Consider the following 25,814-nt stretch of genomic DNA (forward strand, 5'->3'; position numbering starts at 1 on the left):
ACAAGATCTACACACCCCCGCGCGAGATCATCGGCAAGGTCCCCGGCCTGCGCAACGAGGAAATGCACCGCCACAAGGAACGCGGCTTCTGCTGCGGCGCCGGCGGCGCCCGCATGTGGATGGAAGAGCGCATCGGCAAGCGCATCAACGATGAGCGTGTCGACGAGGCCCTCTCCCTGAACCCCGACATCGTCTCCACCGCCTGCCCGTTCTGCCTCGTCATGCTGACCGACTCCGTCAACGGCAAGAAAAACGACGGCAAGGCCAAGGAATCCATCCAGGTCGTCGACGTCGCCCAACTGCTCCTCGAGTCCGTCAAGACCACCGCCGAGGAGCCGCCTCCGGCCGGTGAGGCCAAGACCGCGGACGAGCCGGAGCCCGAGCCGGTGAAGTAAGCCTGGTGCAGTAAGCCTGGTGAAGTAAGTACCACCGCCCGTACTTCAGGCCGGTTCCGCCCTTGCAGGCGGGACCGGCCTGTTGCGTCCTGGCGGAACGGGAGCATCATGTGCAGGTTGTTGTCTCAAGGGGCGGTCGAGGTCAGGGTTGATGGTGGGCATACGGAGCGACAGAAGCAGCGGCAGACCCGGCGGCGTACACGGCACACGCGGCATACGCCGTGCACGCCGCACCCGGATACGGCTGACCGCGGCCACGCTCGGCTGCGCCCTGCTGCTCGCGGGCTGCGGCGGCGACGACGATGACGCGGCCACGAAGCACCGCCCGGTCGGCATGGCCGACCAGGGCAAGGCGTCCGCGCCGCTGCCGGTCCCCAAGGGCGACGGCAGCAAGGTCGACGACGACTTCAACGGTGACGGCGCCCCCGATCTCGTACTCGATGATCTCGTGCACCGCGGCCACGGCGACGACCCGGGCATCGGTGTCGTCTACGGGTCGCGCGGCGGACTGCGGCCCGGCGCACGGCAGTTGCTGAGCGCGAAGGCCAACGGGGCGCGGACCAAGGGCGAGCTGCCCGCCGCGTTCGAGTCGGAGGCCTCCTGCGACCTCGACAAGGACGGGTTCACCGATCTGCTGGTCTCCACCGACCCGCCCTACAACGGCCAGGGCCAGCCGCCCGTGCCGCTGCAGATCCTCTTCGGCTCGCCCAAGGGTCTGACCGGCAAGGCCGTGAAGGTGAAGGTGCCCGCGCAGGCCCGGTTCGGCAACGACTGGCCCGACCAGCCGGTCTGCGGCGACTTCGACGGGGACGGCGCGAGCGACCTCGTACTGCACGCGAGCGGCGCCCGGCTCACCTTCCTGCGCGGCCCGTTCAAGCGGACCGGCGCCGCGCGCGCCGCGGGCAAGCCGCTGGCCGCGCCCGGCAACGACCTCGTCACCGGCGAGGCCACCGATGTGGACCGTGACGGCTACGACGACCTTCTCGTCCGCAAGGCCGCCGACGCGTCGGGCGCCGCCACCAGCGCCCTCGTCCTGGGCGGCCCGAAGGGTCCCGCCGAGACCGGGGTGCTCTTCCCCGCCGGTACGGACGTCGCGTTCGGGCGGTTCGGCAAGGGCACGGCGGCGACGGACGCGGCCGTCGCGGGGCCGAGGGGCGTGGCTCTGCGCTATGACGTGCCGGGCACGGGGCGGGCCTCGCTGGAGGCGCGGCGGGTTTCCGTGGACGCGGGTGATCTCGACGGTGACGGGCTGAGTGAGCTCGTCATGAGTGAGGGCGGCAGCGGGAGCGGCGGTGGCGTGGGGGAGGTTCGCGTCTTCCGGGGGCGCGCCACGGGGCTCGACGCCAACGCGTCGGCGACTGTCATTCCCTCTGCCAAGGGCACCACGCAGGTGCTCGGCATCGCGGACTTCGACGGGGACGGGCGCGGTGATCTTGTTCTGCGGACCGCTCGGGGGGATGCGGCGGATGCTGTGGGGATTTATCCCGGGGTGAAGGGGGATCTTGTGGCGCGTAAGCCTCGACTCACCTTCTCCACACAGGAGTTCCTTGGCATGGGGGACGGTTCGTAGGGGTTCCTTCGGGGCGCGATCTCTGGTTCATCTCCACGCCACCTTCCCTCCTCCGTCGCACAACCATTCGTACGCCTTACAGGTCACACCCCCGGAAGTATCGCCCCACTCCCGGGAGTCCCACGTGCGCGTACGAAACCTGGCCATCGCCGCGAGTGCCGCGGCCCTCGCCGCCGCCGGCCTGAGCCTGCCGCTCGCCGGGACGGCGAGCGCCGCTTCCACGCTCAAGGACGACTACAACGGCGACGGCTACCGCGACCTCGCGATCGGCACGCCGGGCAGCAACTCCGTGACGGTGACGTTCGGTTCGGCCTCCGGTGTCGCCGCGAACCGCGCGGTCACCCTCACCCAGAACTCGATCCAGGTGCCCGGAGTCACCGAGCCCGAGGACGAGTTCGGCGAGAACATCACCAGCGGTGACGTGAACGGCGACGGCTACGCCGACCTGATCGTCGGCGCCCCCGGCGAGAAGGTGGAAGGCAAGCCCTCCGGCTCCGTCACCGTCCTGTGGGGCGGCCAGGGCGGCTTCACCTCGGGAGGCAGGGTCCTGAACTCCCCCGACGACACCGCGGGACGCTACGGCGAGGCCACCGTCTGGACCGACTTCGACGGCGACGGCTCGCCCCAGCTGAGCGTGATCAGCGGCGACAACTGGTGGTACTACTCCGGCGCGGGCGAGAACGGCCGCGTATACGGCCTGGAGGTCGACTTCATCCCCGAGGGCGCCCGCCTCGACGGCATGATCGCGGGCAAGTTCAAGGTCAAGGACGGCAGCGGCCTCGTCCTGTACGGCGAGCGCGCGGACGGCGGCGCCTACACCGCGCACATGAACGGCGGCTTCGGCGACTACGGCTACCAGGCCGAGGTCCTCGGCGAGGGCGACGACCCGACGGCGACGCGCGACGCGGCCACCGCCGGTGATGTCAACGGCGATGGTTACGACGACCTGATCACCGGCAACTCCCGTGCAGGGGAGGGTGGTTCGGTGACTGTGCGGCTCGGTGGTGACCGTGCGTTCGGCGCACCCGTGACGTACGACCAGGACAGCGAGGGCGTCCCCGGTACCGACGAGGCGGGCGACGGCTTCGGCGCCTCCGTCTCCGCGGGCGACGTCACCGGCGACGGACTGCCCGACCTCGCGGTGGGTGCGCCCGGCGAGACGATCGGCAACGTGTCCGCGAGCGGCAGCGTCACCCTCCTCAAGTCCTCGGCGGGCGCCTTCACTTCGGGGCAGTCCTGGCACCAGGAGAGCGCGGGCGTGCCCGGCGTCGGCGAGGCGGGCGACGGCTTCGGTACATCCGTACGCCTCAAGGACATCAACAAGAACGGCAAGGCGGACCTGGCCACCGGCGCGACCGGCGAGGACATCGGCACGACGCGGGACGTCGGCGCGGTGTGGGCGCTGCGCGGCACGGCGACGGGCCTGACCTCGTCGTACGCGGCTTCCTTCAACGGCTCTGACTTCGGGGTCGGCACGGCGGGCGCGGGCTTCGGCCGGACGCTGCGCTGATTTTCGAACCTTCCCGACTGCTCTTTCTTATACGTGAGTTGGAGACATCCCAGTGGGCTCAACGGCTGACCACACGCGCAGACCCGCGCGGAACAAGATCCTGGCGGCGGGCGCGCTCTGCGCCGCCACCGTGCTCGGCGTCGCGGGCCTGACGGCGGGCGGCGCGTCCGCCGCGTCCGCCGCGTCCGCCGCGTCCGCCGCCGAGCCGTCGAAGCTCAGGGCCGACTACAACGGCGACGGTTACGTGGACCTGGCGGTCGGCGTGCCCGGCGCGACGGTCGGCGGCAAGACCAAGGCCGGATACGTGAATGTGGTGTGGGGCGGCGCCTCCGGCCTCGGCAAGCACGGCTCGGTGAACGTCGGCCAGGGCACGGCCGGCGTCCCCGGCACGGTGGAGGGCGGCGACCGGTTCGGCACGGCCGTCCACTCCGCCGATCTGAACGGCGACGGCTACAGCGACCTGATCGCCTCGGCGCCCGGCGAGGCCATCGACGACACCCCCGACGTGGGCACCATCTCCGTGATCTGGGGCTCCGCGGGCGGCTTCGCCAAGGGCGGCATCACGGCCGCCAAGGGCGGTGCCGAGGACTCCAGGATCGGCGGCGCGCTCAGCACCGGCGACTACGACGGCGACGGCACGCAGGACCTCGTGTTCCCCATCGTCGGCGAGGAGGGCACCTCGACGATGATGCGCCCCGGGCCCATCACGTCGGCGACGAACACCTCGCCCGCCATGGTCGAACACCACCAGTTCGGCGGGCCGCGCGCCTACGCCTCCGGCGACTTCGACGGGGACGGCAAGGACGACCTCGCGGTGACGTACAAGGGCATGGAGATCTCCGGCACGCACGTCCTCGGCAAGGCGTCCGGCGAGTGGCGGGACTTCTGGAGCACCGGCGACTACGGCACCTCGGTCGCCGCGGGCGACTTCGACGGGGACGGCACGGCCGACCTCGCGCTCGGCGGCGTAACGCCGAACCCGGAGGCGGACAGCACGCATTGCGAGGACCGGCTCGGCGGCGCGGTCCTCACCGTGTACGGCAAGCAGGGCGCCGCGCTCGGCGGCGGGGCCGCCTGCACCACTCAGGGCTCGCCCGAGGTCGGCGGCAGCCCGGAGTCCGGGGACAACTTCGGCGTCACGCTGGCGGCGGCCAACCTGGACCGGGACGGGATCGACGAGTTGGTCGTCGGCGGCGACGCGGAGGCAGTGGGCAGCGCGGCGAGCGCGGGCACGTACTGGATCCTCGCCTCGGCCGGCACGGGCAAGGCCCTGGTGGGCCCCGCCTACAGCCAGAACTCCGCGGGCGTCGCGGGCACGGCCGAGGCTGGTGACCGGCTCGGCGCGCAGGTCGCCGCCGGTGACTTCAACGGGGACGCGTACCCGGACGTGGCCGTCGGCGCTCCCGGCGAGGACACGGCATCGGGCGGCGTCTGGTACGCGCCCACCCCCAAGGACGGCCCCAACCCGGCGGTGGTTTCCGTGACTCCGGGGAAGCTGGGGATCGCCGGGGCGAGTGAGTACGGGGCGGTGCTCGCTCGGTAGGAGCAATCCCGCCCTCACCTGAACTCCCCACACCTTCCGACGAGTTGGAGCCCCTCGTGCACACACGCACACTCGCCCTGGCCGCGGCCACCGCCCTTGCCGCCACCGGCCTCACCCTTCCCTTCGCGGCCGCCTCCGTCGCCGACGAACCCGCCCGTATCGCAAGCGACTTCAACGGCGACGGCTACGCGGACCTCGCCGTCGGCGTGCCCAGCGGCAGCGTCGGCGGGGACGCCAAGGCCGGGTACGTCAGCGTCGTCTTCGGCGGCGAATACGGGCCCGGCCCGCACGGCGTACGGCGCATCACGCAGGCCACCGTCGAGGTGCCCGGCACCCCGGAGGCCGGTGACCGGTTCGGGGCCGCGGTCACCTCCGCGTACATCGACGACGACGAGTACGCCGACCTTGTCATCGGCGCTCCCGGCGAGGACATAGACGCCAAGGCCGACGCCGGCTCGGTCACCGTCCTGTACGGCGCGGGCGACGGCTTCTCCGAGGCGGGCACCGCCGCCCGTGGCGCCGCGTCGAACGACGCGTACGGAAACGCCCTGGTCGCCGCCGACTTCACCGGCGACACGGACGTCGACCTGGCGATCGGCGGCAAGGACAAGGTCGTCGCCAACTTCAACCCGCTCACCGCCGGCACCAGCACCGTCATGGCCGACCGCATGGGCGGCCGCGCCCCCGTCATGACGACCGGCGACTTCAACAACGACTCGCTCCCCGACCTCGCCCTCGGCTACTACACGCAGAACCAGCCCTACACCCAGTCCCACCTCCGCCTCTACGGCTGGAACAAGGACGAGAGCTCCATGGGCAACTTCTGGAACAACTCCAACGGCGCCGCGAACGCCCTCGCCTCCGGCGACTTCAACGGCGACGGCTTCGACGACCTCGCCGTCGGCAACTGCCGCGAGATCGCCGACGAGAACATCGACGACCCGTGCGGCCCGGAGGAGCTCACCAAGGGCGGCGGCATCCACATCCGCTTCGGCGACGCCAACGGCAGCTTCGGCTGGGAGCAGCAGACGTTCAACCAGGACACCGCGGGCATGCCCGGCGTCGCCGAGACCGGTGACGGCTTCGGCGACGCGCTCGCCGTGGCGGACATCGACGCCGACGGCCACGACGACCTGATCGCGGGCGCCCCCGGCGAGGCCATCGGCAGCGCGGCGAAGGCGGGCAGCGTCACCGTCCTGAAGGGCGGCGAGATGGGCCTGCTCGACCCGGCGGGCGCGGCGAACCAGGGAACGGTCGCGTTCCAGCAGAACACGCCCGGCATCCTGGGCGCGGCGGAGGCGGGCGACCGCTTCGGCGGGGCGCTCGGCTTCGGCGATCACAACGGGGACGGTGTCCCGGACCTGTCCGTCGCCGCGCCCGGCGAGAACTCCTCGGCGGGCGGCGTCTGGGATCTGCCCGGCGCCAAGGCGGGCGGCTCGGTCGTCACCCCGAACTCCCTTGGCCTGCCCGCCTCTTCCGACCCGCTGGCGTACGGAGCGGTGCTCGGGAAGTAGCCGGTGAGGTAGGCGGTCACCCGCGACACCGGGGACCCTGGGGTAAACCCCTCAGGGTCCCCCTAAGGGTTGTCACAGGTCGGCGGCAAACCCTCTCTCCTCCCGGGGAGGGACGCCCCGGCCCCTTCAGACCAGGTACGTTCGATTCGTGGCTGGATTCAGGATCGGACGCGGCCGGGACAACCGCGCCCCGCAAGCGCGACCGCAACAACGACCGCGGCAGGAGCCGTACGGGCAGCAGGCCCCCCAGGGCCAGCAGCCGCCGTACGGCTATCCGCAGGCGCCTCCGGGCCCTCAGCAGTACGGGCGTCAGCCCTACGGCCAGGGCCACGGCGGGCACGGCGGGCATGGCGGGCAGCAGTGGCCGCAGGCGGGCGGCAATCACGGGGAGCCGGAGTACTTCGGCGGACCGGGTGACCCCGCTCACGGCGGACAAGGGGGACAGGGCGGCTACGACCCGTACGCCGCGAACAACCCGGGTCACACCCAGGCCTTCTCCATAGGCGATGACCCCTACACCCAGGGCGACACCTACCGCGCGGGCCAGGCGAGCGCCCCGCCGATGGGCCCCCGGCTGCACTGGAAGGACCTGCTGCGCGGCATCGTGCTGCGGCCGGGCCCGACCTTCCTCCAGATGCGGGACTACGCGATGTGGGCCCCCGCCCTCATCGTCACGTTCGTCTACGGCCTCCTTGCGATCTTCGGCTTCGACGCCGCCCGCGAGGACGCGATCAACTCCACGCTCTCGTCGGCCGTCCCGTTCGTCCTGACGACCGGCGTCGCGATCACGATCAGCACCTTCGTGCTCGGCGTGGTCACGCACACCCTCGCCCGCCAGCTCGGCGGCGACGGCGCCTGGCAGCCGACGGTCGGCCTCTCCATGCTGATCATGTCGATCACGGACGCGCCCCGCGTGGTGGTCGCGATGTTCCTCGGCGGCGGCCAGCCCTTCGTGCAGCTGCTCGGCTGGGTGACCTGGGTCGCGGCGGGCGCGCTGCTCACGACGATGGTGAGCAAGTCGCACGACCTGCCGTGGCCGAAGGCGCTGGGCGCGGCGTCGATCCAGCTCCTCGCGATCCTGGCGATCGTGAAGCTGGGCACGTTCTAGTACGGATACGAGCGCGCCAGTACCGATACGAGCGTGCGTAAGGGCCCCGGCGGACGAGCGTCCGCCGGGGCCCTTCCGCGTGCGTATGCCGCTGCCGGGCCGCGCGCAAAGGATCACGCCCAAAGGATCACGCCCAAAGGATCACGTGCATAAGATCGCGGGCATGACGATGCGACTTGTTCAGATCGCGATGAACGCCGGGGACGACGCCGCGCCCGGCCGGTTCTGGGCGGAGGCACTCGACTGGGGCAGCGCCGTCGAGGTACCCGGCGTGGTGACCAACCTCGAACCCAAGGGCTTCTCCTATCCCGACCCCTCCGCCGTCTGCATCGACGTCATCACGGTCCCGGAACCCAAGACGGTGAAGAACCGTGTGCACGTCGACCTCGCCACCACCTCCGCGGCCCACCAGGCGGAGCTGGTCGCACGCCTCCAGGCTCTCGGCGCGACGCCCGTCGACGTGGGCCAGGGCGACGTCCCGTGGACGGTCCTCGCCGACCCGGACGGCAACGAGTTCTGCGTGGCCGAGCCTCGGGAGATCTTCGGCGACACCGGGCCGATCGGCGCGGTCGTCGCCGACTGCGCCGATCCGCGGGCCATGGCCCGCTTCTGGGACGAGGCGCTGGACTGGACCCTGCACGAGGTCACCGACGATCACGCGATGCTGCGCTCCGCCAAGGGCGTCGGCCCGTATCTCAAGCTCGTCCGCACGCCCGACGCCAAGACCGTGAAGAACCGCGTCCACCTCGACCTCCGGCCCTACCGCGGCGACGATCAGGCGGCGGATGTGGCCCGGCTGCGAACGCTCGGCGCCAGCGACATCGACCTGGGCCAGGGCGACGACGTGTCGTGGACCTGCCTCGTCGACCCGGAGGGCAACGAGTTCGACGTACTCGCTCCGGGCTGAGGCCTCGGGCACGGTGCAGTGCGGTGCGGTGCGGTGCGGTGCGGTGCGGTGCGGTGTGGTCGCTCAGGGCAGGATCTCGACGTACCCGTCGGCTCCGTGCACGCGGATCCGCTGCCCGTCCCGGATGAGACGGGTGGCCCGCTCCACGCCCACGACGGCCGGCAGGCCGTACTCGCGGGCGATCACCGCGCCATGGGTCATCAGGCCGCCCACCTCCGTCACCAGGCCCGCGATTCCGACGAACAGCGGCGACCAGCTGGGGTCCGTGTAGGTCGTGACCAGGATGTCGCCCGCTTCGAGATCGGCCTGCGCCATGTCGAGGATGACGCGGGCCCGTCCCTCGACGGTCCCGGCGGAAACCGGCAGGCCGACCAGGGCGCCGGCCGGCACGTCGTCGCGCCGGTACGCCCCGGTGACGGCCTCACCGTCCGAGGTGAGCACCCGGGGCGGTGTGAGCGCGGCGTACGACCGGAAGGCGTCCTTGCGCTCCTGGACGATCCCGGTCCGGTCATCCACCTGGCCCTGATGCGAGCGCACGACGTCATGGAGTTCCTGGAACGTGAGATAGAAGACGTCGTCCCTCTCAGCAAGCACGCCGGCCCGCACGAGGCGCTCGGCCTCCCCCAGCAGGGCCCGCTTGTAGAGGAAGGAGCGGCTGACGATGCCGTACTTCGGGTACTCCCGGTACCCGGCAAAGGCCCTGACCTGGTCGATCATCCGCTTGGTCGCGTCGGCCTTCCGGTCCCCGTCCGGCAGCCCACGCAACCGCGACAGCACATCCTGTTCCTTCTGCCGCGCCTTCTGCCGCCCGTGCTCGAACCGCCGCTCGGCGGCGCCCGGTTGGAAGTTCCTGACGTTGTCGAGGATGACGGGTACGAGCGTGGTGGGGCGCTCGCGCCAGCGTGGCCTCGTGATGTCGATCTCGCCGACGCAGCGCATGCCGTACCGGTCGAGGTACGCCTCGATGGCGTCGCGCGCTTCGGCCCCGCCCGGGAGCTCCGCCAACTCGTCCAGGAACCCCTCGCCGAACCCCGCGTCCTCGACGTACTCGACGTACTCGACGTACTCGAGACCCTCCAGAAACGCCACCACCTGCGCGCGCGGGCGGATCACGTCCGCGACGTCGAGCAGCGCGAGGCCCATCTCCGAGGTGATGTTGTCGGGGGCGGAGAGCGTGAGCGTGTCAGCGGCGTTCTTCTCGCCCAGCCACTCCCGCAGCTTGTCGTTGAGCCACCACGTGGCCTCCATCCCCGCCATGATCGCCTGAAGGTTCAGCGGATCACTCAGAACTCTCTTGTGCTCCTCGAAGGCCTCGAGGAGGAAGTCGAACAGCGCAGGTCCGGTCTTCGTCCGGATGTCGCGCTCCAGGGCGGCGATGGACGCCTGGCTGCGCTCGATCAGCTCGGTGACGATGGCGGGATCGGCCTCGACCGGCTCGGACGCGCCATTGGGCGGCCCACCGGGACCCACGTCCGCAAGCGCCGGGACGAAATCCCCGCGGTCGATGACGGTCTCCAGAGCGTCCCTGACCAGCGGATCGCCTCTCCCCATGACGTCCAGGAGGGCGGCGCGGCTCGCGGGCGATGCCAGGCGCCGGGTGACGTCGACGAACAGCCTCCCGGCGGCCTCGTGCATCGGCACCATGGCCGTCAGCTGCCACATGGAAAACCCGAGGGGCTTCATGGGGTCGGTCATCATCTGCTGATGGCCGACGGATACGTAGACGTGATTCTCCTGGTCACCGGCCTCGGGGACGGGAAACAACGTAGTGATCGGCCGACTCTGCACGATCTGGAAGTCATCGCCGACCAGGCACCATTCGATGTCCTGCGGGCGCCCGAAGCGCGCTTCGATCGTCCGCCCGAGCCGCACGAGCCGCAGCACCTGCGCATCAGTCAGCGCAGGCTGCCCCTGCCCCTGCCCCTGCCCCTGCCCCTGCGAGCCGATCGTCTTGGCTACGACTTCGCCGTCACGCACCTTGAAGACGTCCGGGTTCACCAGGCCGGAGACCAGAGCCTCGCCGAGGCCGAGGCCGGCGTCCACGGTGGCGACCTTCCGGTTGCCCGTGACGGGATCGGCCGTGAAGAGGACGCCCGCCGCATCCGCAGGGACCATCCGCTGCACGACCACGGCCATGTGGACCGCACGGTGGTCGATGCCGTTCCGCAAGCGGTACGTCACGGCACGCTCGGTGAACAGCGAGGCCCAGCACCGGCTGATGTGCCGGAGGATCTCCGCCGACCCCACGACATTCAGATACGTGTCCTGCTGCCCGGCGAAGGAGGCCGTCGGCAGATCCTCCGCCGTCGCGCTGGACCGGACGGCGTAGGCACCCTGCTCACCGAGCCGGACGAGCGCGCCGGTGACCGCCGCCGCGAGATCGCCAGGAACGGCAACCCCTTCGATGGCCCGGCGAATCTCGGCACTGAGCCCGCGGATGCCTTCCCTGTCGTCCGGGTCCAACCGCGACAGCCGCTCGACCCGATCACCGACGATCGACGCCGCCGCCTCCGCATGCGCATCCGCCATGACCAGCCGAAACGCATCCGTCGTCACACAAAAACCACCCGGCACGCGAATGCCGTCGATCCGCGACAGCGCACCCAGGTTCGCACCCTTGCCGCCGACGACGCCGCCCTGTGTCGCGTCAACCTCTTCAAGACCCAGCACATACGGCCCGATCATCAACGCGACACCTCTCAGACGGCTCTCAGACGGCCGGGGCAGCACTCAGGCGTCGAGTCTCAGGCGTCGAGCCTCAGGCGTCGAGCACCTGACCCTCGCGGCGGATCACAGGCGGCTCGACACTCCACGGGAACGTTCGCCGGATCAGCCGCGACACCGAATCCAGCTCGTCACTGGACCGGCAGAACGACGACCAGGACGCTGCGCTTGCTGGCACGGGTTGCCCTGTGGTGGGGGACGTGGTTGATGCCACGGTGTCCGGCTCGATCAACCTGGCCGACCGGAAGTCTCTGGGTAAGTGGATGAGGGAACCACTCTGGAATGAGTGGGATGCAGTCATGCTCACTGCTCTCGACCGGATCACCCGAGACCAATGGCATTGGGAACAGTTCGCACAGAAATGCCATGAAGCTGGTAAGGAAATCATCTGCCTAGATGACCCGTCGTTGGATATCCACACTTCCGACGGACGCCTTATCGCTTACGTCAAGGCATCCCAGGCACAGAAGTTCCGGGAGACCATTTCCAACAAGAGGAAGAACCAGACCGCCTCATTCCGAAACTCCGATCTCTGGGGCGGGGGCGCTTGGCCGTTCGGGTACCGTCCCGTTCCGGTGGAGCAGGACGACGGGAAATTGAGGTACAAGCTGTTCCTCGACCCAGTTACTTCAAAGCTGGTTCGACAAGCCTACGAAAGACTCGTCCTCGAAGGCTGGTCGATGGGAAAGGTCGTACGCGATTGGAACCAGCGGGGCATTCTGACACCCAAGGATCATCAGCGGAACGTCAATGCCACAGAGAAGAAGGCGAACTCTAAGGCTAAGGTCCGTGGGTCCAAGTGGCAGACAAGTTCCCTGGGGGCCATCCTTCGGAAACCAACCCTTAAAGGTGTGGCGATGCACAAGGGCGCACCACTGCTTCGAAAAGGGCAACCCGTCAGGTGGGCTGAACCAATTCTCACCGACCAGGAGTTTGACCAACTGCAAACGGTGTTGGAAAAGCTCAGCAGTAGCCGTAGCGGCATTCGCGGAAACAGTGACCCCACGTCTGGCCCCTTCCTGTGCCCGTGTGGGGTCAAGCAGTACCCAGACAAGCGGACTAACAAGCAGGTCCGAAATGGTGAGGTGATCGGGACCCGAACCAGTTACTACTACCGGTGTGGCTCTCGCACCGTTAAGGGCGAGGCCTGCCGCTACCAGGCCTCCTGGCCTAAGGACCTCTTGTTGCAGGAACTTGAATCCGGGTTCCTGCACAGGATTGGGGACAAGGAAGTCATGACCAGGACATGGGTTCCTGGAATCGACAACAGGAAGCAGATCAAAGAGCTGAAGCTCGCCCATGAAAACCTCATGACGGCAATCAAGGCTGCATCCAACCCTGCGGTTCTCACCTCCCTCACGGAGTCCATGGAAGAGAACCAAGACCTATTGACCAAGCTCGAAGCAGAACCGTACAAGCCTGGCCACTGGGCCGAACATGGGACCGGCGAGACCTACCGGCAAAAGTGGGAGCGCATGCCGTCGTGGGATGACAGAGGGCCGTTCCTTCACCGCTCTGGCTTCCGGCTCATCTCAGTAGGCCTGAAGGAGATGGATGGGCCCTTGTTCGTCCTGGTAGCACCCACAGAAATCGCGAGTACTGAAGGTACGGAGTACGACTCCAAGGAATACGACCAAGCCGTGCATAAAACCTTCAGGAAGACCATTCAGGACATGGTGGCTACACACCAGGAATGGCAAGAGCTAAAGAGAGAGAAGCACATGGAGTACGACGGCATCTAAGCCGTCCCCCTCTGGGGATCCACTGACGGTTTCAATTGAAGTGAATAAGAGTACCCCCGCCTCCTGGCGGGGGTTTTCTCATGTCCGCACTGAAAATAAGGATACAGGGTTGCGCTCGGATCCGACCCCGAGAACCCTCCTACCCAGCAATCCCAAGGGCCCGTGATAATCACCACACGCTCTAAATGGCGTGACAGGATCACGTGAACACTGCGGCATCGCACGCACCGGACAGCCTTCACGAACGGACTGACGGCGAGATACGCACGGCCTCCGCTATCCGCTGAACGTGCTCGGCTTTAAGCGCGGGCAGTGCGACGTATGCGTGCCCCTGGGGGCGGCCCACCATGGGTCGGATGCCGTCGCAGACTTCTTGGGGGAGGCCTAGGGCGGCGAGCGCATCTCGAAGCGCATTACTGGCGTCAGCCGCTGTCCTGAGACTGTCTCGCCATTTTTGCATTTCGATGTCCACGGGCCTCACCTGTGTTCGTCTTGGTGGTGCTGCCGGAGTCCCACGTTCGTGTCAGTCACGCCGCTGAAGTTCCCGACAGACCTGAGATTCTCTCGGTGGTTGCAGAGCCCCCGGCAACGTCTACAGCCGGGTACTGCACGGGGCTCCGGGGGGAGCTCCTTGAGTCCGCTGTAGGTTTGCTGTTTCTGAGTCACGATGTGGCCTCCCCGCCATCCGTCCTGAACACCCATTTAGTGTCGTCCTGTGGATGACGGGGGCCTATTCTTATTCGCGTTGTCGGGTAAAGATCTCGGACCACTCGGACAAGAGTTCTCGGCAGCCATCTCCGAACACGGCGTACTGCTCGTACCTCTCGAAGTCTTGTCGATACGCGGTCACATCTCTGTGGTCACGCAGGATGAGCGCGCCTGTGCCGGTTTCAACGGTGGCTAGCCGCCGGTCATACAGAGTGAAGGTGTTGAGTGGCCTTTCAGGCACGTGACCGGTTAGAGGGATTACGCCTAGGCGTACGTTCGGGATACGGGAAACAGAAGCTAACCGGTCAAGTTGCATAGCCATTGCCAGGGGTGGCAGGAGGGGCCACCTGACAGCTTGTTCTGTGAGTAGGAAGGTGAACGACTTCTCGGGGTCGAATAGGACGCTCTGCCGCTCAAGCTTCTTCGCAATGGTCTTGGACTGGTCGCCAGGTACGTCGGCAATGCTGGCACGCACGTACTCGGGTGTGGCGAGTAGGCCGGTAATCATGGACAGCAGGAAGTACCGGAACTCTGTCGAGACTGCTTCGAGCCTCGCTAGTTCGTTCTGCTTCTTGTCCAAGCCACGACGACGGGATGCCCAGTGGTCTTGCCATTCGGTGTTCGCCGATCGGGCAAGGGTCAGTATCTCGATCGCAAGGGGGCCCTCTGCACCGAGTGCTTCAAGGATTAGCTCAACGTCAACAATGGCGGGTGTGAGCTTCCCGCTCTCAATGTTGCTGATCTTTGTTTGTGACATGTTGCAGCGCTTAGAGAGCCGGATTTGAGTCCAACCGGCCCGCTTGCGCTGATCTTTCAAGGCTGTTGCTAGGTCTGACCTTGACTGGCCTAGCTCCTCAGGCTCAAAGCTCAAGACCCTTCACGTACTCCTCAAAGGGAACCGACTCAGCTACCGCGATCCGCTGGTATTCGATGAACGGTGCCGTGTCTCCGTCGTGCACTTCACGGCTGATCTGCCTGCCGTCCGGGTGGTAGTTCATGAGCACCACTTCGGCACGGTCGAACATCCAGAAGTCCTGTGCCCCTTCAAGGGGGTTGGGCCTGCCGGTCGCATCGAGAATGCGGATATCTTCACCGGCCAAGGCATGAGCCTTGTAATAGTGATGGAACTCGAACCTGAGGTAGTCGGACAGCGGTCGAGTGACCACGTGAACGCGTCCCTGGGTGCGGCCCTCTGCGGATTGTCGGCGTAGCCGTTCGGTGTACTCGTTCTCAACCGCGTCAGGGTCGATACGGACGCCCGCACGGAACGCTGAGAACTCTTCTTCTTCCTGCGGCATGAGGTACTGCGGCAGGGTCTCCAGTCGCCACGCTTCCCGCCTGAAGCCCTCGAATCGTGCTGCCCACTGCTCACCAGCCAAGAGCACGGAAAGCCTCCCTCAGCGTCTCTTCGGGGATCTCGACCAGGCCCTCACCGTTGGGCGCCGTGAAGGCTCGGGAGATATCGCCCTGGACGACGAATGAGCCTGAGGCGGTCCGGTAGACGTTGGGACAGTCGTCCTTGCCACACTCGCCGTTGCCGTTGCCTGTCAGTCGCGTCAGTTCCTCGCGTGCCATGCCGGACTCCCCTTCGACTGGCCCCCGTTGGGGCGTTGTCTCGACCGTACGAGGGGGCCGTGAGCAGCGTCTATGCGGCAGCACCAATATTCGCGTCATCGCATAAAGACGAGAGCAGCGTGGGTACCCCGAGGCTTCCCGGACCCCCGCCCTACGCAGAGGGCGGGGGCATCCTGAGTGGGGCGTGGTCCTAGGACGCACCTGCCCTCCCGGTTCAGGACATAGCAAGAGGGACCACCAAGATGGTGGTCCCTCGGCCCTGACCTGCTACTACGCGTCCAACACCGTGGTGTGCTTCCGGGTGATGGGAGGCTCAACCGACCAGGGGAAATTAATCCAGACTGACTCATCGGTGCGCTTCCACACGTATTCGCACTTCACGAGCGAATGCGACTTCTCGTAAATGACGGCCGACCGGACCTCGGCCACCGCGTCGAGGCAGAAGTCGTGCACGAGCTTGAGCGTCTTGCCGGTGTCGGCGACGTCGTCGGCGATCAGGACCTTCTTGTTCGAGAAGTCGATCGCATTCGGGACGGGGGCCAGCATGACCGGCATTTCAAGAGTCTGACCAACGCCCGTGTAGAACTCGACGTTCACCAGGTGGATGTTCTTGCAGTCCAGCGCGTACGCCAGGCCGCCGGCGACGAAAACTCCACCGCGGGCGATGCTCAGGATGATGTCGGGCTCGTACCCGTCGTCGGCGATGGTCTGCGCGAGCTCGCGCACGGCGCCGCCGAACTTCTCGTACGTAAGGTTCTCGCGCACGTCACTCATGCCGTCACTCATGCCGTCACTCATGCTGGATGTCACACCTGGGTCCGATGGAAATTGAGGAAGGAGCGGGACGCGGTGGGCCCGCGCTGCCCCTGATAACGCGACCCGTACCGCTCCGACCCGTAGGGCGACTCGGCGGGCGAGGTCAGCCGGAACAGGCACAGCTGCCCGATCTTCATGCCGGGCCAGAGCTTGATCGGCAGCGTCGCGAGGTTCGACAGCTCCAGGGTCACGTGCCCGCTGAACCCCGGGTCGATGAACCCGGCGGTGGAGTGCGTGACGAGCCCGAGGCGTCCCAGGCTGGACTTGCCCTCCAACCGGCTCGCGAGGTCGTCAGGCAGGCTGATGACCTCATACGTCGAGGCGAGCACGAACTCCCCCGGGTGCAGGATGAACGGCTCGTCGCCCTCGGGCTCCACGAGCCGCGTCAGATCGGCCTGCTCGACGGAGGGGTCGATGTGGGGGTACCGGTGGTTCTCGAACACCCGGAAGTAGCGGTCGAGCCGCACATCGATGCTCGAGGGCTGCACCATGGATTCGTCGTACGGATCGATCCGTACCCGTCCGGCGTCGATCTCGGCCCGGATGTCCTTGTCTGAGAGAAGCACGCACCGAGGATACGCAGAGCGCGCGGGCCCGCCCCAATCGGACGGACCCGCGCGCGTTCCTGCTGCCGACCGCGACCGTTACGTCGCGCCCCGCTACCGCTTCTGCGCCGTGACCGGCACGGCATGCCGCAGCCGGGCACATTGTGGACACCGGATGAGACGGCCGGGCCCGAGCCGGTCGGCCTTCTGCATCGGGAACGAAGCGGTGCTGAACACGTGCCCTTCGGCACAACGGACGACGGTGCGCTCCATCAAGTCCTCGAGTCCCTTCCCCAAAGCCGTAGTTGAGCTCGCAGCCCTCGCACAGTGCACGTACGGTGCACGTACGCGGGCTGACGACGAAGGGACACATTACGGGACGAAAGGGGCGCCCCTCCAGGCGGCACTCCGGTCCCCCACGGTACGCCCCAACTCCCGTGCCCCGCAGCGCCATCCACGCCCCGAACGACACCCAGGCCCCGGGGAAAAGCACCCGGGGCCTGGCATGAGGTAGAGTGTGCGACGTTACGACACCGTCTCAGGCGGCGTCTTTCGCGGGTGTAGTTTAGTGGTAGAACATCAGCTTCCCAAGCTGAGAGTGCGAGTTCGATTCTCGTCACCCGCTCCATAGAGAACCCCCAGGTTGTCAGCCTGGGGGTTGTTTGTTGTCCAATGGCTGCATGGTGACGAATCAGCCGTGGACAGGGCTTCATTCTGGCCTGCTGGCAGCGAAGACATTGGTGTACGACCCGCTCGATCGTCGATTCCCGTCACCCGCCGGCTGCTAGCGCAGGGGGAGCGGACGGTCGTAGACGTTGTTCGGGGTCACGATCTCGGTGATTGCTCGGGCCACCAGTGAGGACGGCTCCTGGCCTTCGTGGGTGATGTCGGTGTTGATCAGCACCACCAACGTCGCCTTCTTCGAGGGGAGGTAGACCGTCACGCTCTCGTAGCCCGGGATCGAGCCGTTGTGGCCGATCCAGCCGCCGCTCGAGAAGATGCCGAGGCCGTAGTTCGTACCGGGGTGGCCGGTCGGCAGCATCTTGAGGCGTTGCTTCTGGGTCTCCGGGGTGAGCAGTGTGCCGGTGGCTACGACCTTGGCCCAGCAGCGCAGGTCGTGCATGTTCGAGATCATCGCCCCGGCCGTCCAGCCCCAACTCGGGTTCCAGTTCGTGGCGTCCGTGACCTTGCCGCTCAGCGTCTGGTTCGTGTAACCACGCGCGTGCGGCTCGGGGAACTCGGGGCCGTCGGGGAACAGCGTGTGGTCGAGGTGGGCCGGGCGGAGCACCCGCTCGTGGATGACGTCGGCGACGCGTTGGCCGGTCACCTTCTCGATCACCAGGCCGAGGAGGACCAAGTTGCTGTTGGAGTACTGGAACTTCGTGCCCGGCTTGAAGGTGTTGTGGTGCTTGAAGCCGTACTTCAACACCTGCCGCGGGGTGAACGAGCGGCTCGGGTCGCTCAGCAGGTCGTGCACGAAGCCCTTGTCATCCGTGTACGGGTACAGGCCGCTGCGCATCCCGGCGAGTTGGCGCAGCGTGATCCTGCGGCCGTTCGGCACGCCGTGGATGTAGCGGGAGATCGGGTCGTCGAGGCGGATCCGGCCGTCGTCGACGAGCTCGAGCAGCGCTGTGACCGTGAAGGTCTTGGTCTCGCTGCCGATCCGTGAGTAGAAGTCCGTGCTCATCGGCCGGCGGGTGGCCTTGTCGGCGATCCCGGTCGCGCGGACGTAGCAGCCCTTGCCCGGCATCCACAGTCCGACGGCGACACCGGGGATGCCGGCCTCCCGGCGGGCGCCCGCGATGGCCTTGTCCAGGCGAGTGGTCAGGCCGCGGCCGAGGCGGTCTTCCCGCGGGCAGTCGTTCTTGTCGTGCACGGCGGTCTTGTCGTGCACGGCGACGCCCGCGGTCTTGTCGTGCACGGCGACGCCCGCGGTCTTGTCGTGCACGGCGACGCCCGCGAGGTTGACCGCGGTCGCGGGGGTGGCCGGGGTCGCCGCCATCGGGGCCAGTACGGACGCCACCAGCAGCGCAGCTGCGAACAGACGTCTGGAGTGAGTACGTCGCATGTCGGGGCGCTTCTTCCGGATCGGGGCTGAGGGTGCAACGCCAACGGCACCATCCGGAGTCCGGTGGGAGGTTCTCCTGCCGTACACGTCCCCGCGAGTCCACTCAATCGGACCGCCAGGTGCCCTGGCGGTCAGCTCGGCTGGGGGGTCTTTGCCCGGGCTGATGCGTCGGCTTCGAGGGAATCGAGGAACTCGATTACCGCCAGCAGCGCCAGCAGGCCCAGGGCCAGCCAGAAGGTGACCATGCCCGTCGGGTGGTCCCACAGGGCGAAGGCGAGGGCCGTGAGGAGGAGTACCGCCCAGTTCAGCCAGGTCTTGTGGTCGTGGACCCACGGTCCGACGGGGCCTGTCGGTACGCCGGCCGCTCCGCGCACGGCGCCGATTCCCGCGCGCCACATGCCGCGCGCCTTCACCGCCCATCTGCCGGGGCCGCTGAGCCAGGCGCCCAGGGCGACCAGCGCGCCGAGGGTGACGGTGGTGCGGACGGTGGTGCGCAGGAAGCCGGTGAGGGCGTCGTAGACCGAGCCCGCGGCCGCTGGGCTGATCGAGGCCGGCACGGCGTCCAGATAGAACGCACGGAAGACGGAGAGGCCGATGCCCAGGATGCCGACCGCCACGGCGACGGCCAGGGCCGCGGTGATCAGTGCCCGGCGCCTGCGGACGGCGAGCAGTACGCCGCCGGCCGCCAGGAGCACCGCGATGACCGGGAGCCAGGCGCCCATCAGCTGCAGGAGGCGGAAGCCGGTCTTCGCCTTGCCGATCTGGTCGGAGGTCATGACCGTGAAGTCGGTGTGCACCTCCGGGATCCTCGACGCGACGGTCAGTCCGCTGTCGACCAGGCGGTGCTTGACCTGTTCCACGACGGGCGCCAGATCGACGGTGACCTTGTCGCCCTTCAGCTTCACCGCGCCGTCACCGCTGCCGGTGAGGGCTTCGTCCACCGTCTGGTGGACCCGCCGGTTGAGTTCCGTCCACAGGGTGCCGAAGGCGTCGCTGGTGACGAAGCGGGCGGTCACCGACTCGACGAGGCCGCGCAGGCCGCTGGTGAGGGGCCCTTCCAGCCTGCCGAGCGCGGCTTCGAGGCGGGGGCGGTCGGCCGGGGCGACCTGTTGGAGGAGCAGCTTCACATCCACCCGCTCCATCACCGCGTCCGTCACCTGTTTGGTCACACCGGCCTGTACGTCGGGGTCCGAGGCCAAGGGGGCGACGGTCGCCACGTAGCGGTCCGTGTCCCCGACGATGCCGCTCGCCCATACGGCGACGGCGCCGAGCGGTGCGAGCAGGGCCGCGACCGTGATGAGTACGCCGGCGAAGAACGACCGGGTGCGGTGTTTCCTGCCCTTCGCGGCAAGGGCCGCACGGGCCTCCATCGCGGCGACCCTGGTGCGCAGTTCGGCGAGTTCGGCCCGTTCGGTTGTGGACAGAGCGTCGGACGGAGTGCCGTCGTCGGCCGCGTCGGCAGCATCATCCATGGCGCCTGTCCTCGCTCGCCGGTGATCCGGATGGGACAGGTCCAGATAAAGGCACCGTCGGGTGGTCCGCCATGCAGAGAAGCCGCCAACAGGACGTAAAGGGGCATCAGCGGCAGACTTCAAGAATGGATGATTACCCTCTCCTCGACGTCTTCCTGAGTGCTCGTCTACATCATTGCCCGCGGCAAGGGCATGGGCCGAAGAGACGTCCAGCAGGCCCAGGCGTCGGAAGCGGCCTTCAAGGACTACGTACGCAAGGCAGCCGGCAGCGCTGAAGGCGGCGGCGGCAAGGCGAGCCACGTCGACGAGCTGGCCAAGCTCGCCGAACTCAAGGAAAAGGGCGCCCTCAGCGAGGGCGAGTTCCAGGCGGCCAAGGAGAAACTGCTCGCCTGAGCGCCTGACCGCCTCACCACGCCTCCGACTCCGACGCGGGCCCGTCCGGCATCGTGGCCTCGCCCGCCTTGGCCCGCACCCTCAGCGCGAGCAGCGGGAAGACCAGCACGGAGACCATGGCGGCCCCCACCAGGGCCGCCGCCTCGCCCTTGCCGAGGACCTTCTCGTCCAGGCCGATCGTGGTGATCGCGACCACGAGCGGCAGACAGGTCGAGGAGTACAGGGTCAGCGCCCTGCGGTCGGAGGGGTTCAGGTCGCGCGGGGCCAGTGCGTACGCCGGAAGGCCCCGTACGACGAGGAAAAGCAGCAGGAAGACCGGGAGCAGCAGGAGGGCGCGGCCGCCGTCGAGCAGCGACGCGAGGTCGAAGTTGATCCCGGTGACGATGAAGAACAGCGGGACGAGGAAGCCGAAGCCCATCGCCTCCACCTTGCCGAGTACCTCCTCGCCGCTCTCGGGAGCGGCCCCCTGGAAGACGAGCCGGGTCAGCAGCCCCGCGGCGAAGGCGCCGAGCAGCACGTCGAGGCCGAACGCGTGCGACAGGGCCAGCATCGAGACGAGCAGCAGCATCACGAAGCGGACGGCGAACTGGCCGCTGGTGTGCAGTGTCGTACGGATGATCCGGGCGAACCACGGCGGGTGAGGACGAAGGGCCCAGTAGATCGCCGCCGCCGTGATGACCGCGAAGGCGGCGAGGACCACCGTGGACACCCCGGGGTCGCGGCCGCTGAGCAGCACCGCCATGGCGATGATCGGCCCGAACTCGCCGACCGCGCCGAAGGCCATCATCACGGTGCCGAAGCGGCCGCGCAGATCGCCGCTGTCGCGCAGGATCGGCAGGACGGTGCCCAGCGCGGTGCTGGTGAGCGCGGTGCCGATGACCACGCTCTTGGAGAGGTCGAGGCCGGTCAGTGCCAGGGCGATGCCGAGGCCCAGGGCGAGGGAGAACCCCCAGGCCCGGACGGAGCGGCGCAGGGTGTCGCCGCGGATGGCCGCGAACTCGATCTCGTACCCGGCGAGGAAGATGAGCATGGAGAGGCCGAGCTCCGAGAGCACCTCGATGAGCTCGTCCTGATGGGCCCAGCCGAGTACGTCGGGGCCGATGAGGATCCCGAGCACGATCTCGAAGATGACCAGGGGGATGCGGACCCAGCGGCCCGCGCCGTGCGCGAGGAGGGGCGCGAGGACGGCGACGGCCATGATCAGGATGAGGGTTCCGGGATAGTTCATGCCGGCGGTCAGTCCTTGTCGGCGCCAGCAGCGGCGGCAGCGGCGGCGGCAGCGGCCGCGGCCTTGGCGTCGACGATGCCGAGGCCCAGCTCGGCGAGGCCGCCCGGGTTCTTCGCCGTGCCGCGGATGGCCTTCATGATCTGGTCCGGGGTGCGGTCCCGCTGGTGGAGGAGGGCCGCCACGGCGGAGACGTAGGGGGCGGCCATGGAGGTGCCGTCCAGTTCGCCGTAGCCGCTGTCGTCCTTCAGGGTCTCCTTCGTCCTGTACGTCGGCAGGGTGGAGAGGATGCCGACGCCGGGCGCCGAAACCGCCTGCTGCGCACCGAAGTTGGAGAAGTCCGCGGGCTTTCCGTTCTGGTCACTGGCGCCGACGACCAGGACGGGTGTGCCGACCTTGTACGGCTGAAGCGCGGTGCCCTCGTTGCCCGCCGCCGCGACCACGACCGCGCCCTTGTCGTGGGCGTGCGTGATGGCGTTGTTGAGGACGCCGCCCTTGAGCAGACGGGCCATCAGGCCGCTCTCGCCCAGGGAGAGGTTGATGACGTCGGCGCCGTGGTCGGCGGCCCAGACGATGCCCTTGGTGATGTGGGCGTTGTCCCCGGTGCCGCCCGCGCCGAGCACCCGCACCGGCATGATCCTGGCGCCGGGGGCGCTGCCCGCGATGCCGACTCCGTTGTCGGTGTGGGCGGCGGCGATGCCCGAGACGTGGGTGCCGTGGCCGTTCATGTCCTTGGGCTCGTCGTCGCCGTCCACGAAGTCGTGGCCGTCGACGAGGCGGCCCTTGAGGTCGGGGTGGTCGAGGTCGACGCCGGTGTCGACGACCGCGACGACCGTGTCGTCGCCCTTGGTCTCGTCCCATGCGCCGGGCAGCTTCAGCGCGTCGAGCGCCCACTGCCGGCCCCGCATCGGGTCGGGTTCGCTGTCGTCGTCGCTGTCGTCGTCGCTGCCGCACGCGGTGGACAGCAGCAGGGTGGCGGCGAGGGCGACGGCAAGTCGTGTACGGGTACGCATGGTCCGAGCGTCGGGGTGGTGACGGCGTACCGCATGTGGGGGCGGACCGTGCGGGCGTATGGGCGGACCGTGCGGGCGATTTATGCGGTCAGGGGAGGGTGGCGAACACCTCCACCGCGTCGATCCGGCCCGTCACGACGATGACGTCGCCCCGCTCCACGACCGTGTCGGCCGTCGCGTACGTGAAGTCCTCGCCGGGCCGCTTGATGCCGACGACCGTGACACCGAACGTGCTGCGGACCAGGCTGCGGCCGAGCGGCAGACCGGTGACCTGTTCGGGGGCGACCGTCTTGACCAGGGCGTAGTCGTCGTCGAATTCGATGAAGTCGAGCATGCCGCCGGTGACGAGATGGGCGACGCGCTCGCCCATCTCGTGCTCGGGCAGCACGACGTGGTGCACGCCGAGCCGTCCGAGGATCTGGCCGTGCTGCCGGGTGATGGCCTTGGCCCAGATGTCGGGGACCTTCGCGTCCAGCAGGTTGGAGGTGACCAGGATGCTGGCCTCGATGGCGCTGCCGATGCCGATGACCGCGCTGGTGAACTCGTGCACGCCCAGCTGGCGCAGGGCCTCGGGATCGGTGCAGTCGGCGACGACGGCGTGGGTGAGCGCCTCGCTGTGCCGCTGGACGATGCGCGGGTCGGTGTCGACGCCCAGGACGTCCCGGCCGCGCCGCATCAGCTCGTACGCCAAGGACTCGCCGAAGCGTCCCAGGCCGATGACGGCGACGCGCTGGTCCGCGCCACCCCTCGCGTGCCGGGCCGCGCCGGATGAGCCGTGGAGGTCGGTGTGACGGTCGGTGTGCCGCTTGCGCCCCAGTCGGCGCAGGGCGTGCAGGTAGTCAGCCAATGACGGGTCGCTCCTCGGGGAGTTCGTAGTGGCGGGTGCTCTCGCGCAGGGCGAGGGCCGAGACGAGGGTGACGGGGCCGAGCCGCCCGATGAACATGAGCAGGACGAGGATCAGCTGTCCCGTGACGGGGAAGTCGGCGGTGATGCCGGTGGACAGGCCCACGGTGGCGAAGGCGGAGACGGCTTCGAAGAGGACCGCCTCGAAAGGCAGCCTGCTGACGCTGAGCAGGGCGAGGGTGCCGGTCACCACCAGGCCCACGCCGAGCAGGGCGACGGTGAGCGCCTGCCGCAGGACGTTCGGGGAGAGCGCGCGCCGCATCACGACCGAGGTGGGCTCGCCGCGCACCTCCGCCGCGATCGCCGCGGCGAGCACGGCGAAGGTGGTGACCTTGATGCCGCCCGCCGTGCCCGCGCTGCCGCCGCCGATGAACATCAGCATGCAGCTCATCAGGAGCGTGGAGGCGTGCATCGCCCCGATGTCCAGGGAGTTGAAGCCCGCGGTGCGGGTCATCGCCGAGTGGAAGAAGCCGTTGAGGAGCTTGTCTCCGATGCCGTACGCGCCGAGGGTGCGGGCGTTGGTCCACTCCATCAGGCAGGTCAGGAGGGTGCCCACGGCGAGGAGTACGAAGCTGGTGAGCAGCGTCAGCTTGGTGTGCAGCGTCCAGTTGCGGCTGCCCGTGGCGCGGCGTCGGCGCCGGTGGCGCAGCAGTTCGAGCAGGACGGGGAAGCCGAGGCCGCCGAGGATGACGGCCGCGGCGATGGGCAGCGTGACCCAGGGGTCCTGGGCGAAGCGGACGAGGTTGTCTGGGCGCAGCCCGAAGCCCGCGTTGTTGAAGGCCGACACCGCGTGGAAGAGGCCCAGGTACGCCGATTCACCGAACTCGATGCCGTACCCGTAACGGAAACGCAGCGCGAGCATCGCGCCGACCACCAGCTCCACGACCAGCGTGCACACGGCGACACCGACAAGGACGCGGCGTACGTCCCCGATGCCCAGGCTCCTGGTCTCCTCCTGGGCGGTCAGCTGCATGCGCAGGCGCAGCCTGCCGGAGACGAGCAGCGCGAGCATCGACGCCATCGTCATGATGCCGAAGCCGCCGATCTGGACGAGCGCGAGGATCACGCCCTCGCCGAAGCCGCTCCAGTGCGTGCCGGTGTCCACGACCGCGAGGCCCGTCACGCACACCGCCGACGTGGCGGTGAACAGCGACGTCATCAGGCCGCTCCCGCGGTGGTCCGACGCGGCGAGGGGCAGCGCGAGCAGGGCCGTGCCCGCGAGCACCGCCACGGCGAACGCCGCGACGACCGTGCGTGCCGGATAGGCGGCGAACAGCGACTCACGCATCCGCGCCGCGCGTCCTGCCACGTGGTCACCTCCGGGTCATGGTCAGGACGGACTGATCGCGGCGAGGGCGTTGACGGGCCCACCTCCAGCCATCACCCTATGCACGCGTTTGCCTGTTTTGCTCCTCTGGCGGGAACATCTGAATGGTGGTTCACTCCTTGCATGGCCTACCGCAAGACCCCTGCCGAGATCCGTCGGCTCGAAGCCGCCCGGGAGCATCTGATCGCCTGCGCCACCTCGGTCGTCGCCGAGGTGGGCTGGTCACAGGCGTCCGTGACCGCCGTCGCCGACTCGGCCGGGATCGCGGCCGGCTCGGTCTACCAGCACTTCCCGTCCAAGGCCGCGCTCGCCGTCGAGGTGTTCCGGCGGGCCGCAGGACGCGAGGTGGAGGTGCTCGGCGAGGTGCTGCACGGCCCTGGTGACCCGGTCGAGCGCCTCGTCCGCGGCGTCGAGGTGTTCGCACGCCGGGCCCTGGAGAACCGCGGCCTGGCCTACGCCCTGCTCGCCGCCCCCGCCGAACCCGCGGTCGGCGCCGAGCGCCTCGACTTCCGCCGCCGTTACCGCGCGCTGTGGGCCGAGGTGGTGCGCGAGGGCATGGCAGGCGGCCAACTGCCCGCCCAGAACGGGGAGATCACCGCGGCCGCGCTCACCGGCGCCATCGGCGAGGTCCTCGTCGACCCGCTCGGCACCCCGGACGAGAAGGCCACCGGCGAACTCCTCACCGAGCTCACGGCCACGGCGCTGCGCTGCGCGGGCGCCGCCCCGGCCGCCTGATCCGACCCCGCCACCTGACC

Annotated in this window: 22 protein-coding genes and 1 tRNA gene; 11 read left to right on the top strand and 12 right to left on the bottom strand. The window is 68.5% G+C overall.

What is annotated here, in order from left to right; genetic code table 11:
- The 7 genes from E2651_RS21455 to E2651_RS21485 form a co-directional block, all read left to right on the top strand.
- Positions 1-395 (top strand): heterodisulfide reductase-related iron-sulfur binding cluster (locus E2651_RS21455; protein ID WP_245239058.1); only part of this gene is annotated, 395 nt, incomplete at its 5' end.
- Positions 396-546: 151 nt separating this feature from the next.
- Positions 547-1,965 (top strand): VCBS repeat-containing protein, encoded by a 1,419-nt coding sequence (locus E2651_RS21460; RefSeq protein WP_135332814.1) that lies wholly within the window; start codon positions 547-549, stop codon positions 1,963-1,965.
- 124 nt (positions 1,966-2,089) lie between these two features.
- On the top strand, positions 2,090-3,475 hold the full coding sequence (locus E2651_RS21465) for an FG-GAP-like repeat-containing protein (protein ID WP_135332815.1): 1,386 nt from the start codon (positions 2,090-2,092) through the stop codon (positions 3,473-3,475).
- A 52-nt stretch (positions 3,476-3,527) separates the two neighbouring features.
- A complete protein-coding gene (locus E2651_RS21470) occupies positions 3,528-5,018 on the top strand; it encodes an FG-GAP-like repeat-containing protein (protein ID WP_135332816.1) in 1,491 nt (496 codons plus the stop codon).
- A 56-nt stretch (positions 5,019-5,074) separates the two neighbouring features.
- The gene (locus E2651_RS21475; protein ID WP_135332817.1) at positions 5,075-6,532 is read left to right on the top strand and encodes an FG-GAP-like repeat-containing protein; all 1,458 of its coding nucleotides are present in this window, start codon (positions 5,075-5,077) and stop codon (positions 6,530-6,532) included.
- Between the two features lie 148 nt (positions 6,533-6,680).
- Positions 6,681-7,640 (top strand): Yip1 family protein, encoded by a 960-nt coding sequence (locus E2651_RS21480; protein ID WP_135332818.1) that lies wholly within the window; start codon positions 6,681-6,683, stop codon positions 7,638-7,640.
- A gap of 163 nt (positions 7,641-7,803) precedes the next feature.
- Complete coding sequence (locus tag E2651_RS21485) at positions 7,804-8,547, top strand: VOC family protein (protein ID WP_135332819.1); 744 nt, start codon at positions 7,804-7,806, stop codon at positions 8,545-8,547.
- Positions 8,548-8,610: 63 nt separating this feature from the next.
- Here the strand turns inward: E2651_RS21485 and rph are convergent, their stop codons facing one another.
- Positions 8,611-11,232 carry a rifamycin-inactivating phosphotransferase gene (gene rph / locus E2651_RS21490; protein ID WP_135332820.1) on the bottom strand — a complete coding sequence of 874 codons (2,622 nt, stop codon included), beginning with the start codon at positions 11,230-11,232 and terminating at the stop codon, positions 8,611-8,613.
- Positions 11,233-11,375: 143 nt separating this feature from the next.
- Here rph and E2651_RS21495 point away from each other — a divergent pair, with 143 nt between their 5' ends.
- A complete protein-coding gene (locus tag E2651_RS21495; RefSeq protein ID WP_280922801.1) occupies positions 11,376-13,013 on the top strand; it encodes a recombinase family protein in 1,638 nt (545 codons plus the stop codon).
- A gap of 736 nt (positions 13,014-13,749) precedes the next feature.
- Here the strand turns inward: E2651_RS21495 and E2651_RS21510 are convergent.
- From E2651_RS21510 to dcd, 5 genes are all read right to left on the bottom strand, one after another.
- On the bottom strand, positions 13,750-14,592 hold the full coding sequence (locus tag E2651_RS21510; protein WP_135332823.1) for a helix-turn-helix transcriptional regulator: 843 nt from the start codon (positions 14,590-14,592) through the stop codon (positions 13,750-13,752).
- Positions 14,582-15,106, bottom strand: coding sequence for a DUF6879 family protein (locus E2651_RS21515; RefSeq protein ID WP_135332824.1), 525 nt, complete (start codon positions 15,104-15,106; stop codon positions 14,582-14,584). Before E2651_RS21515 ends, E2651_RS21510 begins: the two co-directional genes overlap by 11 nt.
- Entirely contained in the window at positions 15,090-15,296 is a 207-nt protein-coding gene (locus tag E2651_RS21520) for a hypothetical protein (protein WP_135332825.1), read from the bottom strand. The genes E2651_RS21515 and E2651_RS21520 overlap by 17 nt, the downstream gene beginning before the upstream one ends.
- 270 nt (positions 15,297-15,566) lie before the next feature.
- Positions 15,567-16,070: a phosphoribosyltransferase gene (locus E2651_RS21525; RefSeq protein WP_135332835.1), complete on the bottom strand. Its 504-nt coding sequence runs from the start codon at positions 16,068-16,070 to the stop codon at positions 15,567-15,569.
- Between the two features lie 32 nt (positions 16,071-16,102).
- Positions 16,103-16,678, bottom strand: a complete 576-nt coding sequence (dcd, locus tag E2651_RS21530) for a dCTP deaminase (RefSeq protein ID WP_135332826.1) — start codon at positions 16,676-16,678, stop codon at positions 16,103-16,105.
- 533 nt (positions 16,679-17,211) lie between these two features.
- Between dcd and E2651_RS21540 the strand changes: the two genes are divergently transcribed.
- A tRNA-Gly gene (locus tag E2651_RS21540) sits at positions 17,212-17,285 on the top strand.
- Positions 17,286-17,441: 156 nt separating this feature from the next.
- On the opposite strand, the gene E2651_RS21550 is transcribed toward E2651_RS21540, so the two are convergent.
- Positions 17,442-18,725, bottom strand: coding sequence for a serine hydrolase domain-containing protein (locus E2651_RS21550; RefSeq protein ID WP_135332828.1), 1,284 nt, complete (start codon positions 18,723-18,725; stop codon positions 17,442-17,444).
- 131 nt (positions 18,726-18,856) lie between these two features.
- Complete coding sequence (locus E2651_RS21555; RefSeq protein ID WP_135332829.1) at positions 18,857-20,197, bottom strand: hypothetical protein; 1,341 nt, start codon at positions 20,195-20,197, stop codon at positions 18,857-18,859.
- Positions 20,198-20,356: 159 nt separating this feature from the next.
- Here E2651_RS21555 and E2651_RS21560 point away from each other — a divergent pair, with 159 nt between their 5' ends.
- Entirely contained in the window at positions 20,357-20,590 is a 234-nt protein-coding gene (locus tag E2651_RS21560) for an SHOCT domain-containing protein (RefSeq protein WP_245239060.1), read from the top strand.
- A 13-nt stretch (positions 20,591-20,603) separates the two neighbouring features.
- Here E2651_RS21560 and E2651_RS21565 read toward each other — a convergent pair whose 3' ends face one another.
- The 4 genes from E2651_RS21565 to E2651_RS21580 form a co-directional block, all read right to left on the bottom strand.
- Positions 20,604-21,818, bottom strand: a complete 1,215-nt coding sequence (locus E2651_RS21565; RefSeq protein WP_135332830.1) for a cation:proton antiporter — start codon at positions 21,816-21,818, stop codon at positions 20,604-20,606.
- Between the two features lie 8 nt (positions 21,819-21,826).
- The gene (locus tag E2651_RS21570) at positions 21,827-22,828 is read right to left on the bottom strand and encodes a S8 family peptidase (protein ID WP_135332831.1); all 1,002 of its coding nucleotides are present in this window, start codon (positions 22,826-22,828) and stop codon (positions 21,827-21,829) included.
- A gap of 88 nt (positions 22,829-22,916) precedes the next feature.
- Positions 22,917-23,675: a TrkA family potassium uptake protein gene (locus tag E2651_RS21575; protein ID WP_135332832.1), complete on the bottom strand. Its 759-nt coding sequence runs from the start codon at positions 23,673-23,675 to the stop codon at positions 22,917-22,919.
- Positions 23,668-25,041 (bottom strand): potassium transporter TrkG, encoded by a 1,374-nt coding sequence (locus tag E2651_RS21580; protein ID WP_245239061.1) that lies wholly within the window; start codon positions 25,039-25,041, stop codon positions 23,668-23,670. The genes E2651_RS21575 and E2651_RS21580 overlap by 8 nt, the downstream gene beginning before the upstream one ends.
- 141 nt (positions 25,042-25,182) lie before the next feature.
- Here E2651_RS21580 and E2651_RS21585 point away from each other — a divergent pair, with 141 nt between their 5' ends.
- The gene (locus E2651_RS21585) at positions 25,183-25,794 is read left to right on the top strand and encodes a TetR/AcrR family transcriptional regulator (RefSeq protein ID WP_135332833.1); all 612 of its coding nucleotides are present in this window, start codon (positions 25,183-25,185) and stop codon (positions 25,792-25,794) included.
- Positions 25,795-25,814 lie beyond the last annotated feature (20 nt).

Source organism: Streptomyces sp. MZ04 (assembly GCF_004684775.1).
In the GTDB taxonomy this organism is placed as follows: Bacteria; Actinomycetota; Actinomycetes; order Streptomycetales; family Streptomycetaceae; genus Streptomyces.

What these genes read in the sequence shown, in the direction of transcription:
- E2651_RS21460 (WP_135332814.1), top strand. Translation starts at nt 547, where the DNA reads ATGGTGGGCATACGGAGCGACAGAAGCAGCGGCAGACCCGGCGGCGTA.
- E2651_RS21485 (WP_135332819.1), top strand. Translation starts at nt 7,804, where the DNA reads ATGACGATGCGACTTGTTCAGATCGCGATGAACGCCGGGGACGACGCC.
- rph (WP_135332820.1), bottom strand. Translation starts at nt 11,232, where the DNA reads ATGATCGGGCCGTATGTGCTGGGTCTTGAAGAGGTTGACGCGACACAG.
- E2651_RS21520 (WP_135332825.1), bottom strand. Translation starts at nt 15,296, where the DNA reads ATGGCACGCGAGGAACTGACGCGACTGACAGGCAACGGCAACGGCGAG.
- E2651_RS21525 (WP_135332835.1), bottom strand. Translation starts at nt 16,070, where the DNA reads ATGAGTGACGTGCGCGAGAACCTTACGTACGAGAAGTTCGGCGGCGCC.
- E2651_RS21550 (WP_135332828.1), bottom strand. Translation starts at nt 18,725, where the DNA reads ATGCGACGTACTCACTCCAGACGTCTGTTCGCAGCTGCGCTGCTGGTG.
- E2651_RS21555 (WP_135332829.1), bottom strand. Translation starts at nt 20,197, where the DNA reads ATGGATGATGCTGCCGACGCGGCCGACGACGGCACTCCGTCCGACGCT.
- E2651_RS21565 (WP_135332830.1), bottom strand. Translation starts at nt 21,818, where the DNA reads ATGAACTATCCCGGAACCCTCATCCTGATCATGGCCGTCGCCGTCCTC.
- E2651_RS21570 (WP_135332831.1), bottom strand. Translation starts at nt 22,828, where the DNA reads ATGCGTACCCGTACACGACTTGCCGTCGCCCTCGCCGCCACCCTGCTG.
- E2651_RS21585 (WP_135332833.1), top strand. Translation starts at nt 25,183, where the DNA reads ATGGCCTACCGCAAGACCCCTGCCGAGATCCGTCGGCTCGAAGCCGCC.